At 64.3% G+C, this 11540-nt stretch carries 10 protein-coding genes and 1 tRNA gene; 6 read left to right on the top strand and 5 right to left on the bottom strand.

Annotation, left to right across the window (positions count from 1 at the left end; genetic code table 11):
* The first annotated feature begins 187 nt into the window (after positions 1-187).
* Complete coding sequence (locus FEM01_RS18175; RefSeq protein WP_138220866.1) at positions 188-2077, top strand: propionyl-CoA synthetase; 1890 nt, start codon at positions 188-190, stop codon at positions 2075-2077.
* 34 nt (positions 2078-2111) lie between these two features.
* On the opposite strand, the gene zapE is transcribed toward FEM01_RS18175, so the two are convergent.
* Both zapE and FEM01_RS18165 read right to left on the bottom strand, forming a co-directional pair.
* Positions 2112-3176, bottom strand: a complete 1065-nt coding sequence (zapE, locus tag FEM01_RS18170; RefSeq protein ID WP_240791772.1) for a cell division protein ZapE — start codon at positions 3174-3176, stop codon at positions 2112-2114.
* A gap of 151 nt (positions 3177-3327) precedes the next feature.
* Positions 3328-3570, bottom strand: coding sequence for a hypothetical protein (locus FEM01_RS18165; protein WP_138220865.1), 243 nt, complete (start codon positions 3568-3570; stop codon positions 3328-3330).
* A gap of 273 nt (positions 3571-3843) precedes the next feature.
* On the opposite strand from FEM01_RS18165, the gene FEM01_RS18160 reads away from it, so the two are divergent.
* Positions 3844-3918, top strand: a tRNA-Gln gene (locus FEM01_RS18160).
* Positions 3919-3974: 56 nt separating this feature from the next.
* Here the strand turns inward: FEM01_RS18160 and FEM01_RS18155 are convergent.
* Genes FEM01_RS18155 through FEM01_RS18145 form a run of 3 tightly spaced genes read right to left on the bottom strand, consistent with a single transcriptional unit; the run spans position 3975 to position 9129 of the window.
* A complete protein-coding gene (locus tag FEM01_RS18155; RefSeq protein WP_138220864.1) occupies positions 3975-6368 on the bottom strand; it encodes a hybrid sensor histidine kinase/response regulator in 2394 nt (797 codons plus the stop codon).
* A gap of 9 nt (positions 6369-6377) precedes the next feature.
* Positions 6378-6839, bottom strand: a complete 462-nt coding sequence (locus FEM01_RS18150; protein ID WP_138220863.1) for a response regulator — start codon at positions 6837-6839, stop codon at positions 6378-6380.
* A gap of 13 nt (positions 6840-6852) precedes the next feature.
* Entirely contained in the window at positions 6853-9129 is a 2277-nt protein-coding gene (locus FEM01_RS18145; protein ID WP_138220862.1) for an ATP-binding protein, read from the bottom strand.
* A gap of 240 nt (positions 9130-9369) precedes the next feature.
* On the opposite strand from FEM01_RS18145, the gene FEM01_RS18140 reads away from it, so the two are divergent.
* From FEM01_RS18140 to FEM01_RS18125, 4 genes are read left to right on the top strand one after another with little or no spacing between them, the layout of a single operon-like run.
* Entirely contained in the window at positions 9370-9897 is a 528-nt protein-coding gene (locus FEM01_RS18140; protein WP_138220861.1) for a Csu type fimbrial protein, read from the top strand.
* Positions 9898-9921: 24 nt separating this feature from the next.
* Positions 9922-10455, top strand: a complete 534-nt coding sequence (locus tag FEM01_RS18135) for a Csu type fimbrial protein (protein ID WP_138220980.1) — start codon at positions 9922-9924, stop codon at positions 10453-10455.
* Positions 10456-10474: 19 nt separating this feature from the next.
* The gene (locus FEM01_RS18130; protein WP_138220860.1) at positions 10475-11008 is read left to right on the top strand and encodes a Csu type fimbrial protein; all 534 of its coding nucleotides are present in this window, start codon (positions 10475-10477) and stop codon (positions 11006-11008) included.
* A gap of 3 nt (positions 11009-11011) precedes the next feature.
* Positions 11012-11515: a Csu type fimbrial protein gene (locus FEM01_RS18125; RefSeq protein WP_138220859.1), complete on the top strand. Its 504-nt coding sequence runs from the start codon at positions 11012-11014 to the stop codon at positions 11513-11515.
* The last annotated feature ends 25 nt before the right edge of the window (positions 11516-11540 follow it).

Genomic DNA, 11540 nt, shown 5'->3' with positions numbered 1-11540 from the left:
ACCGAAATGGGGCTTTGGATAGTCGGCCAGCCTGCTTGAGCGCGCCGAGTGCTTGAAGCTGTACCGGCGGATATACCCCTCGCAATTGTGCATAACCGTTACGACGTAAGTCCCATGGCGGCCCGGCCTCGGGCAGCCATACTCAAGGTCCGCCCTTCAATAACAACAAGTACCGGGTTGCGAACCAATGACCTATCAGCACAGCTACGCCCATTCCATTGCCGACCCAGCAGCCTTCTGGCAAGCCCAGGCCGATCAGTTGGCTTGGCAGCGCAAACCAACGCTCACCCTGCAACAGAACGCCGACGGCACTCACCGCTGGTTCGAAGACGGTCGCTTGAACACCTGCCACCTGGCCCTCGACCACCAGATCGAGCAGGGCCGTGGCGAGCAACTGGCGCTGATCTATGACTCCCCCGTGACGGGCACTCAGCAGACGTTCACCTATCATCAGCTGCGCGATGAAGTGGCGCGCCTGGCTGGGCTGCTGCGCGCACTCGGCGTGGGCAAGGGCGATGGGGTGATCATCTATATGCCCATGGTGCCCCAGGCCGCCATGGCCATGCTGGCCTGCGCGCGCATCGGCGCGGTGCATTCGGTGGTGTTCGGTGGCTTCGCGGCCAACGAGTTGGCGCTGCGCATCGACGATGCCCGTCCGGCATTGCTGCTCACGGCCTCTTGCGGGCTGGAGTTCGACCGGGTCATCGAATACAAGCCGCTGGTCGACCGCGCCTTGCAACTGGCTCGGCACCAACCTCGGCATGTGCTGGTGCTACAGCGGGCGCAAGCGTACGCATCGTTGCAGGCGGGTCGCGATCTGGACTGGCAGCAGGCGTTGGCCGGCGCCGAGCCGGTCGCGCCGGTGGCGCTGGCGGCGGGCGATCCGCTGTACATCATGTACACCTCCGGGACCACCGGCAAACCCAAGGGCATCGTGCGCGAGAATGGCGGCAACGCGGTCGCCTTGTGCTTTGCCATGCGGCATATCTACGGCATGCAGGCGGGCGATGTGTGGTGGGGCATCTCCGACGTGGGTTGGGTGGTCGGGCACTCGCTGATTGTCTACGGCCCACTGATGAGTGGCTGTACCACGGTGTTCTACGAAGGCAAGCCAATCCGCACCCCGGACGCCTCGGCGTACTGGCGGGTGGTGGAGCAGTACCAGGTCAATGCCTTGTTCTGCGCGCCCACCGCCATGCGCGCGATTCGCAAGGAAGACCCCGAGGGGGCATTGATCCGCCGCCACGACCTGGGGTCGTTGCGCCAACTGTTCCTGGCCGGTGAGAAGCTCGATTCCAGTACCCACGAATGGCTGGAACGGGTCACTGGCAAGCCGGTTCACGACCACTGGTGGCAGACCGAGACCGGCTGGCCGGTCACCGCGCCGTGTGTCGGGCTGGAGGGCAGCGCGGCGCGAGCGGGGTCGAGCAACCGTGCAGTGCCGGGCTATCACGTGCAGGTACTGGACGACGACGGTAAGCCGTTGGGGCCGAACCAGCAGGGCGCCATCGTCATCGCCTTGCCATTACCGCCAGGGTGCAGCCAGACCTTGTGGGGCGATCACCCGCGCTACCTGGAGGCCTACCTGCACAGCTATCCCGGCTACTACCACACCGGCGACGGCGGCTACCTGGACGACGACGGTTTCGTCTACATCATGGGGCGCACCGACGATGTGATCAATGTCTCTGGACATCGCCTGTCCACCGGCGAGATGGAGGATCTGGTGGCACGCCACCCGGCTGTGGCCGAGTGCGCGGTGATTGGTGTGCACGATGACATCAAAGGCCAGGTGCCGCTGGCGCTGGTGGTGCTCAAGGACGGCCAGGGCATCGTTGAAACGCAACTGCAGGGCGAGTTGGTGGCCAGCGTGCGTGAGCAGATCGGCGCCTTGGCCTGTTTCAATCGGGTCAGGCTGGTCAAGCGCCTGCCCAAGACCCGCTCGGGCAAGATCCTGCGGGCAGTCTTGCGCAAGATCGCCGATGGCCAGGACTACACGCCGCCTTCGACCTTGGACGACCCTGCGGTGCTGGGTGAAATCGAGGCGGTACTGGCGGATCTGCCCCGCGCAGGCTAGATGGCCACGGCCAACCCTTGGCCCAGTGCCGGGCTCAGGCCTGCGGCCCGATCTGATGCAGTTGCCCCAGCCGGCTACGGGTGCGCATCAGGTCGGCCAGTGGCCCATCGAGGCTGTCGGCCAGTGCACGCTTGCCGATCACCGTGACCTGTCGGTCCTGGTCGTACAGCACATCCACCAAGTTGACGAAGCGTTGCTGAGCGGCGAGCGAGCACTCGCCCAGGTCATCCAGCCCATCGATGACCCAGTGGCTGTAGCGCTCAGCCAGCACCAGATAGTCGATCACGGCGGTTGCTTGCTCGCACAGGTCGGTGAAGGCGAACATCACCTGTTCGCCGTCCTCGGCCAGCACGCGCAGCGGACGTTGGTTGATCTGCAGCACCTGCGCGTGCGGTGCAGGCAGGCGCAGGGCTTGGCGCTGCGCGGCATCGCCCGGCCAGACATAGTGTCCCTGGGTGAACCGCTGGTGCGCACGGTTGGCTGGCAGGCTGCGAAAGTCGGTATCGCCGCCTACTTCCAGGACCTGCATGCGTTCGTTGATCAGGCGGATCACCGGCAGGAAGCGTTCGTGGTACAGCGGATTGGGCAGCAGCCCCTCGGGGGCGTAGTTGGAGGTCACCAGCAGCAGGATGCCACGCGCGAACAGGGCATTGAACAGACGCGTCAGCAGCATGGCGTCGCCGATGTCGTGCACATGGAATTCGTCGAAGCACAGCACCCTGACCTCGCCCAACAGCTCGTCGAGGGTGGCGCCAAGGGCATCATCCAGCCCCCGGTGGCGGTGCATGCCCTGGTGCAATCGGGCGAAGAAATCATGGAAGTGCAGGCGGCGCTTGTGGGGCTGCGTGACCGCCTCGAAGAAACCGTCGAGCAACCAGCTTTTACCGCGCCCCACCGCGCCGTACAGGTACAGGCTTGTTGCTTGACCCGCCTCCAGCGCAGCCAGCTGCTCGGCCATGGCCGCGATCACCCGGCACTGGCCCTCGCTCAGCGTGTAGCCGCGCTCGGCTGCGCGGGTCTGGAAGTGCGTCATCAACAGGCTGTCGTGCCGTGTTGGGGGGCGCCGGCGGCGTAACGTGGCGGGAATCCAGGTAGACAACGGATAGGCTCCTCAAGGGCACGGCAGGGCAGGGTGCAGCTTGCGCGAAGCGCGAGGTTTCGAGCAATCGGGATTGTGCCGCAGAGGTATCGTGAAATGCGATAGGTGCGTTGATCGCAGGCGTGCGCCTGCGATGGCGCTGAACGGCCCTTCAGTCTTTGCGCTCGAGACGGCGCTCGATCATGTACTTCACCGCCAGGCGCTTTTCTTTGAGGTGACGCAGGTCTTCGTCGACGAAATTGCCTGCCGAGATCGCCTCGGCAGCCAGGACCTGGTTGTCGATGTCGACGTATTCATCGAGCAGGCGGTCGAGTTGCGGGTCTTGTTGGCGGCGTTGCTGAACGATCTCGCGTGGGTAATGCAGGTCTTGGTAGAGGTCATGGGAAACTGGCATGGCGCCCTCCTTGTGATGCGCAGGTTAATAGGTCTACCTGTTTGGAAGGAGATATCGCGCAGGGGTTGAAGCGAAGCGGGAAAAAAACGACGAACGGTAAGCTGCACGCCAGGCCTTGAACTAACTTGCTGTTTTTCAGCATTTTTTTCAAAAAAAAGCTTTGCAGCCAAACGCAACGCTGGTAAAGTGCCGGCCATTGCTGCACAGCGACACACGAAGCTGGCAGTCAATAGTCAGATCAGCGGTTCATTCAGCAACCGCCACATCCGATACAGGGGCGTCGCCAAGCGGTAAGGCAGCAGGTTTTGATCCTGCCATGCGTTGGTTCGAATCCAGCCGCCCCTGCCATTACTCTCCAAGCCTATTCAAAACACCCCCTCCCAATCGCCTAATGGCGATTTTTTTCATTCTGCCCCGCGCTTTTCCATCAGTTCTGCCAACGCTTGGACCAAGGTGTCTTCGCTGGCGGGCTTCTGGATCACCAGGCTGTCTGGCAATTCCAGGCCCTGCAAGTCGGCATATCCGGTCAGGAACACCACGGGCAGGCGCGGGAAGCGTTCGCGGGCTGCCAGTGCCAGTTGCGCACCATTGAACTCAGGCATGGCAAAATCGGTAAGCAGCAATTCCACCTGTGCATCCAGCAAGGCCAGTGCCTGTTCGCCGCTGTGAGCCTGACGCACCTGGTAGCCGCTGCGGCGCAGTACATCGCCGATCATTTCCCGCACCAGCGGGTCGTCGTCCACCAACAACACATTGCGTGCACGCGTATCGCGCGAGGGCGGGGCGCTTCGCACTTGCACGTTGGGCACGTCCGCTGCACGTTGGCGCACGGCAGGCAAGTACACGCTGACCTGGGTGCCGTGCCCTGGCGTGGTGTCGATGCGCACGCCGCCACCGGATTGTTTGGCAAAGCCGAACACCTGGGCCAGGCCCAGGCCTGAGCCCTTGCCGATGTCCTTGGTGGTGAAGAATGGCTCGAACACCTTGGCCAGCACCTCCTCGCTCATGCCGAAGCCGGTGTCGCGAATGCTCAGCACCACGTATTCGCCGGGTTCCGGGTCTTCGGGGCGGTGCGGGCAGTTGCTGACACGGGTGTTGCGGGTCGCCAGGGTCAGTTGTCCGCCGCCAGGCATGGCATCGCGGGCGTTGATCGCCAGGTTGAGAATGATCATCTCGGTCTGGGTGGGGTCGGTCAGTGCTTGCCAGAGGTCGTTGTCCAGGTCCAGGCGCACCGAAATACTGCCGCCCAAGGTGCGGCGCAACAGCTCTTCGAGGCCCGCCAGGGTGCTGTTGAGGTTCAGCGCTACCGGCTCCAGGCGCTGCTTGCGTGAGAAGGCCAGTAACTGCGCGGTGAGCTTGGCGCCCCGTTCACCCGCTTCGCGGATGTGCTGTAGGCGAGTGTGGGCCTTGTCCAACTGGCCTCTGTCCAGGTCGCGGGCAAGAAAACTGGCGCCGGTGAGGATCACTGTCAGCAGGTTGTTGAAGTCGTGGGCGACCCCGGCGGTGAGCTGGCCGACCGCCTCCAGGCGCTGCATTTGTTGCAGCGCAGCCTCGATGCGTTCGCGCTCGGCGATCTGTTCGCGCAGGCGGTCGTTGGCCTCGGCCAGGTCCAGTACGGCCTCGCGCTCGCTGGTGATGTCACGTGCCACGACGTACAGCAGGTTCTCATCAGGCACCACCACCCAGGACAGCCAGCGCTGTTGGCCGCTGGCGTGCAGGATGCGGCCAATGAAGCGTGCACTGGTACGGCCCAGGGACAGCGCAGACAGCTCGGCCAGCAGCGCCTCCTGGTCCGCTTCGGGCAGCAGTTGCAACAGTGAGCTTTGCGTCAGGCGTTCGCGGGTGAAGCCCAGGGTGGCTTCCCAGGCGGGGTTCAGCGCCACGGGGGTGAGGTCTTTGTTGATCACGGCCAACAGGTCCTGGGACAGGTCCCAGGCGCGGTCGCGCTCGCGGGTACGGCGTACCACGCGTTCGCCGAGCATTTCGTTGAGCTGCTCCAGCGCGCGGGTAGCCTGGCGCTGCTGGTGGATGTCTTGCAGTACGCCGGAAAACCGCACGCAGCGGCCGTCGATGAACTGGCTCTGGCCGCTGGACAGCAGCCAGCGCGGCTCCAGGCCGCCGGGTGGGGCGCTGCGGAACTCGATGCGATACAAGCCGTCGCTGTCCGGGCGCATGGCCCGCTCGACGGCCTCGCGAACCTTGGCGCGGTCATCGGGGTAGATCCCGGCGTAGAACACATCAAGGTCCATCTCGGTATCGGGGGGCAGGCCGAACAGATTCTTGCAGCGGTCGTCCCAGACCAACAGGTCTTGTTCAGGGTGAAAATCCCAGGTGCCCATGCCGGCCGCATCAATGGCGATGCGTGCGCGAGCCTCGACCTGCGCCAGGGCTTCTTCGGCACGCCGACGGCGCTGGCGCTCATGCACTTCGGTCAGCGCCCGGCGCACGGCCTTGGGCAGCAGCGGCAAGTTCTTCTTGAGCACGTAGTCGGTGGCGCCCAGGCGGATCATCTCTACCGCGTGTTCTTCGCCGTAGATCCCGGAGAGGAAGATGAACGGCACATCCGGCGCCAGGCGCTGGGCGATGGCCAGCACGTCGGTGCCGGAGGAGCCTGGCAGTACGCAATCGCAGAGGATCAGGTCGAAGCGTTCGGTAGTGAGGGCGTGTTCGACACCGACATGCTCGAATACCAGTTTGGATACCACCTGCAAACCGCTGCGCTCAAGGCTCAGCAAGGTCAGTTCGGCGTCAAGGCTGCTGTCCTCGACCATCAGCAGGTGTAACGGCGTGTGCTGCATCGTGCGCCCTCAGTTGCCGCTACGGCGGTTCAGCCGCAACGAACCGGGTGGCGGCTCGTTGAGTACCGCCCAGAACACCCCGAGGTCGGAAATCGCCGCGACGAATTCCTTGAACTCCACCGGCTTGACCACGTAGGCATTGACGCCAAGTTCATAGGCGCGCAGCAGGTCGGGCTCCTCGCGCGAGGAGGTCAGCATGACCGTTGGAATGCTGCGCAATTGCGGCGTGGCGCGGACCTCCTTGAGCACTTGCAGGCCATCGACCTTGGGCAGCTTCAGGTCCAGCAGCATGACCGCCGGGTTGCCGCCATCGCGGTCGGCGTAGGCGTTGCGTTGCAGCAGATAATCCAGGGCGTCGGCGCCGTCGCGCAGCACGATGACTTCGTTGGCCAACTGGCTGCGCTCCAGCGCAAGGAGGGTCAACTCCAGGTCCCTGGGGTTGTCTTCGACCAGCAGGATGGGTTTGAGCATGTTGCGCGAAGCCTCAGTGTGCCGCCGGTTTGCGCGGCAAAGTGAAATGAAAACTGGCGCCTTGGCCGAGTTGGGCATTGGCCCAGACCCGGCCATCATGGCGCTCGATGATCCGCCGTACGCTGGCCAGGCCGATACCGGTGCCCTCGAACTCTTCCATGCGGTGTAGGCGTTGGAACACGCCGAACAGCTTGTCGACGTAGGCCATGTCAAAGCCTACGCCGTTGTCGCGCACGTAGATCTCGATCTCATGGTCGTGCTCGATTGCGCCAATCTCGATCACCGCCAATTCGCGTGCGCGGGTGTACTTCACAGCATTGCCGATCAGGTTGTTCAGCGCCATGGCGATGAAGGCCGGGTCGGCGAAGACCTTGGGCAATGTCTGGATGCGCCAGTCGATCGTGCGCCCGGCATAGTCCGGGGCCATCTCGTGGCGCACGGTGAGCACCAGCGCGTTGAGGTCCACATCGGACAAGCGTAGCGCTGCGCGGCCCATCTGCGAGAAGTTGAGCAGGTTGTCGACCAACGTGCCGGCGAACTTCGCGGCTTCTTCGATGTGGGTGAGAAAGCGCAGGCCACGCTCACTGAGGTGTTCGCCTTCGATTTCGCCCAACAGTTCGCTGTAGCCGGCAATGTGGCGCAGCGGTGCGCGCAGGTCGTGGGAGACGCTGTAGGAGAACGCCTCCAGCTCCTTGTTCGAGCGGTGTAGATCGCCCGCCAGTTGCGCCATTTCCTCGGCCTTGCGCAGCACGATGCCGAGTACCGCACCGCGCAGCTCCAGCACGCCGTCGACGATCAGCGGCTCCCACGGCGCGCTAAAACCACGCAAGGCCTGTTGCCAGCGGGCGAAGCTGTGGCGCGGGTTGAGGTTGCCCTGGGCGTCGGGTTGCTTTTGCGGCTCGCCGGCCCAGTTCACCGTGCGTACCTGTTCGGGGCGGAACCACAGTAGATAATGTGAATGAATCTGCGAGATGGCCACCGCGAGGACCCCGCCGATGTGTTGGGCAAGCTCGGGCAGCAGTTCGATGTCGCGGTGGACGTTGTCGGTGTGGAACACCGCCTGGTCGCCGCGCTGCGCCAGCCAGTGCACCAGGGCGTTGACCTGCGCGGCCGGTGGCGTGTTGCCGATCAGGTCGCAGCGATCGGCGCTGATGACCGCCGCGCCCGAGGCGCCGGCAAAGCGCAGCATCACCTCGGGCAGTGCAAGCAGACCATCGCTGACACTGTCGTGGTCGGCCATCGAGGCGAGCATGCGCACGATGCGCTGGCGCATTTCGAGCATGAAGTGCGTGCTGTTGTGGGTTTCGAGGGCTTCTATCTGCAACGACAGCATGCTGGCCAGCAACTCACAGGCGGTGCGGGTCTGGAAGTCCACCGGGCGCGGTGTGGCGTGGTGGCACGACACCAGGCCCCAGAGCTTGCCGTCGACCACAATCGACAGTGACATCGATGCCAGGGTGCCCATGTTGCGCATGTAGTGCAGGTGCACTGGCGAGACGCTGCGCAAGGAGGCGAAGCTCAGGTCCAGGGCCCGGCCGGTGCGGGGGTTAGCGCTGGGTATCAGTGGCGACGCTTGGTAGTTGGCGTCCTCGATTACCCGGATGCGGTTGATGCAGTAAAGCTCGCGCGCCTGGTGCGGGATGTCCGAGGCCGGGAAGCACAGGCCGAGGTACTGCGCATAGTCGGGCTCGGCGTCCTCTGCCAGTACCGTGCCATTGCCTTGCTCGTCGAAGCGATAGGCTTTGACGCGGCCGAACCCGGTGATGCGCTTGATCTGCCGTACCGAGTGTTGCAGCAATTCTTCGATGCTGCCCGCCTGGTGCAGGGTGCTGACGAAGGCACGCACCAGTGGATAGTAGTCGCTGGCGCCTTGGCCGGTCTTGTGCCGGGGTTCGCATTCGAGCAGCAACACCTGGTCGTGGCGGTGCGCGAGTACCCGAAGCGGTTCCCGGTAGGGCGCCTCGGGGTGCAGTCGCAGATCACCGACATGAAACGGGAAGACCTCATCGGCCGGCATGCTGGTGAGCAGCGCGGGCAGGTCCTGGCCCGCCTCCAGTAGTTGCACCACGGGCTTGCCGAGCAGGTCGGGGGCTGTCAGGCCGAGCCATTGCTGCACGTTTTCGCTGGCCTGCAGAACGGTCAGGCCTGGCTCTTCCACGACCAGCAGGAAACCCTGCGGCTGAATGCTGCCTGGAATTTGGATGGGCTCTTGGGCGCAGCGTTCGACGGCCTTATCGAGCGGGGTCGGGGCAGTGCTCAAGGGATTCTCCTGTAGGGTCCGTCCGGGCATGAAATCAGGTAGCTGGCTAAGGTTGTCACGTACGGTATCAGAAGATGAATGGATTTACCGGCTTATGGCTATTTGAGCGGCAGGAAGTTCAGGGGTTTCGTTGGCTGAGCAGAGAATGTGGGCGTCCTTGTGCAGTCGATCACGCCTTCTGACTAGTGCTAAAGAGAGATATCTTGCGTGCGGCGCGATCAATTCCCACCGCTACACTGCTGTTAATCCCTTCAAAACAAGGATTGAAAGGTGACGGAGCGCTGGGTGGCCGGGTTGTTAGGCCTGTGGTTGAGCGGCAGTGCCGGAGCGGCGGACTTTCTCGTCGATGTGCAAGTCCGCGTGCAGCGTGGCTGCATGCTGGTCACTCAGCCCCGCGACGCTGGCCCTCAGGCCTCGGGGGTGATCGACCTGGGCAGCTCCGCGCGCCTGGATGGCGCGTATCCAACATTGAGCGGGGTGCTGTACAGCCCGCGCCCCCCACGGCTTGAGTGCAACCCCGACACCCCTTACCAGATCCGCGTCGACGGCGGCCAGCATGGCGGCGTTGGCCAGGTGCGCTACCTGGTCAGCAGCGATGCCGGTGCCCGCCCGATCCCGTACCGCGTGTACCGTGACGCCGCCTGGCGCGAGCCGCTGGAGGTTGGCGTGGCACAGTCGGCACGCGTGCCGGACAGCGGGTCGGTGGAGCTGCCCTTGTATGCCCGGATCGACCGTTTGGCCTGGGTGCCTCGCGCCGGGCTTTACGCCGATCTGCTCAAAGTCACCGTGACCTGGTAAGGAGCCGCCATGCACAAGGATGCGCTGCAACGTACCACCCTGCTGTTGCTGTCCCTGGGCCCACTGCTGCTGCCCGGTGGCATGGCGCATGGCAGTAGCAGCGGTTTCATCCAGGCACGGCTGGTGATTGGCGCCGCCTGCCAGGTCAGCAGCAATCCTCAACCGGCGACGCTGGGCAACCCTGGTGTGATCGACTTTGGCGCCCAGGGACCTACCTGGGACCAGCCGTTGAGCGGGCGCGTGGATGAAGCCGGTGGTGAGGGCAGCTTGCAAATCAGTTGCTCGCCCCAGGTGCGTGCTTTCAGTGTGCGCATCAACGAAGGGCTCAATGGCAGTGACGGCGTACGCCGCCTCAGCAACGGCCGCGAAACCATTCCTTATCAGTTGGCGATCGATCCGAGCGGTCGCAGCCGCTACGCGATCGGCCAAGCGCGCACTTTCACGGTCAACAGCACCGAGCAAGTACCCGTGCCCATCTACGGCGTGGTGGTCGCGCAGCCGCGCGCGCTGCCCGCCGGGCTGTACCGCGACACCCTCAGAGTGACCCTGGACTGGTAATACGTAAGGAGACCTCAGCATGACCACGCTTTCTACCCGTTGCCTGCTCGCAGGCCTTGGCCTGGGCCTGGCGCTACACGCCCAGGCGGCCACCGTCACCGGCACCATCAGCTCGACACTGACGCTGACCGCAGCCTGCCAGGTCAATGGCACCTCGGGCACCTCGGGGCTGAATTTCGGCGCCTTGAACTTTGGCACGCAGGATTCGCTGTTCACCAGCGCCAACGCCCAGGTGCTCGGTGGTGGTGGCGGCGCCATGAGCATCCTGTGCTCCTCGGGCACTGTACCGGTGATCAAGGTCAGGGCCGGGGCCCATGATGGTCGTTCCAGCGGCGGTACTCGTGCCCTGGCCGATGGTGCCGGCAACTTCGTGCCGTATGACTTCTACACCGATGCTGGGCGCACTCAACTGTTGGCCATCGACGGCACCATCACCCTGCCGACCAGCAGCGGGGCGGCACAGACGGTCAACCTGTACGGCCAGGCCAAGGGCAAGGCTGGCTTGCCCGCCGGGGTCTACACCGACACGGTAGCGGTCGAGCTGAGTTTCTGAGCCATGTCGTGCGCGCTGCGGTTGTTGGGCCTGGGCCTTGCGCTGGCGCTGGTGCCCACTGCGCAGGCGGTGACCAGTAGCACCTTCCAAGTGTCGGCGAGCATCGCCAATGGCTGCCTGGTGGTCGGAGGGGTGACCGCCTACGGGGTGCTCGACTATGGCACGCGTTCGGCGTTGGCCACGGGCGTGGTGAGTACCTCGCTGGGGGGCACCACGGTGACGTTCCAGTGCACACCCGGAGTTGGCTTGAGCATGAGCCTCGATGGCGGCCAAAACCCCGCCAGCGGCACGCGCTACCTCAAGCGCAGCGGGGGTACGCAACTGCTGGCCTATCAGCTGTATAGCGATGCGGCGTTCAGCCAGGTGCTGGGGGTCGGCAGCAGCATCACGCTGAGCTACAGCGACCCGACGGCCATCAAACTGCCGGTTTTTGGGCGTACCACCTTGCCGGGCAACCTGCCGGCCGGGACCTATACCGATGTCGTGCAGGTGACGGTGACCTGGTGAGTCCAGGTGCGCCGCGAACAGAACC

Origin of the sequence: Pseudomonas mosselii (assembly GCF_005796105.1) — a bacterium.
GTDB lineage: Bacteria > Pseudomonadota > Gammaproteobacteria > Pseudomonadales > Pseudomonadaceae > Aquipseudomonas > Aquipseudomonas mosselii_C.
The sequence above is the reverse complement of the archived record's forward strand: the minus strand, read 5'-3'. Positions and strand labels throughout refer to the sequence as shown.

Bases quoted from the DNA above. Each gene is read 5' to 3' on its own strand.
- FEM01_RS18175 (WP_138220866.1), top strand. From the start codon at position 188: ATGACCTATCAGCACAGCTACGCCCATTCCATTGCCGACCCAGCAGCC.
- FEM01_RS18165 (WP_138220865.1), bottom strand. From the start codon at position 3,570: ATGCCAGTTTCCCATGACCTCTACCAAGACCTGCATTACCCACGCGAG.
- FEM01_RS18155 (WP_138220864.1), bottom strand. From the start codon at position 6,368: ATGCAGCACACGCCGTTACACCTGCTGATGGTCGAGGACAGCAGCCTT.
- FEM01_RS18150 (WP_138220863.1), bottom strand. From the start codon at position 6,839: ATGCTCAAACCCATCCTGCTGGTCGAAGACAACCCCAGGGACCTGGAG.
- FEM01_RS18145 (WP_138220862.1), bottom strand. From the start codon at position 9,129: ATGCCCGGACGGACCCTACAGGAGAATCCCTTGAGCACTGCCCCGACC.
- FEM01_RS18130 (WP_138220860.1), top strand. From the start codon at position 10,475: ATGACCACGCTTTCTACCCGTTGCCTGCTCGCAGGCCTTGGCCTGGGC.
- FEM01_RS18125 (WP_138220859.1), top strand. From the start codon at position 11,012: ATGTCGTGCGCGCTGCGGTTGTTGGGCCTGGGCCTTGCGCTGGCGCTG.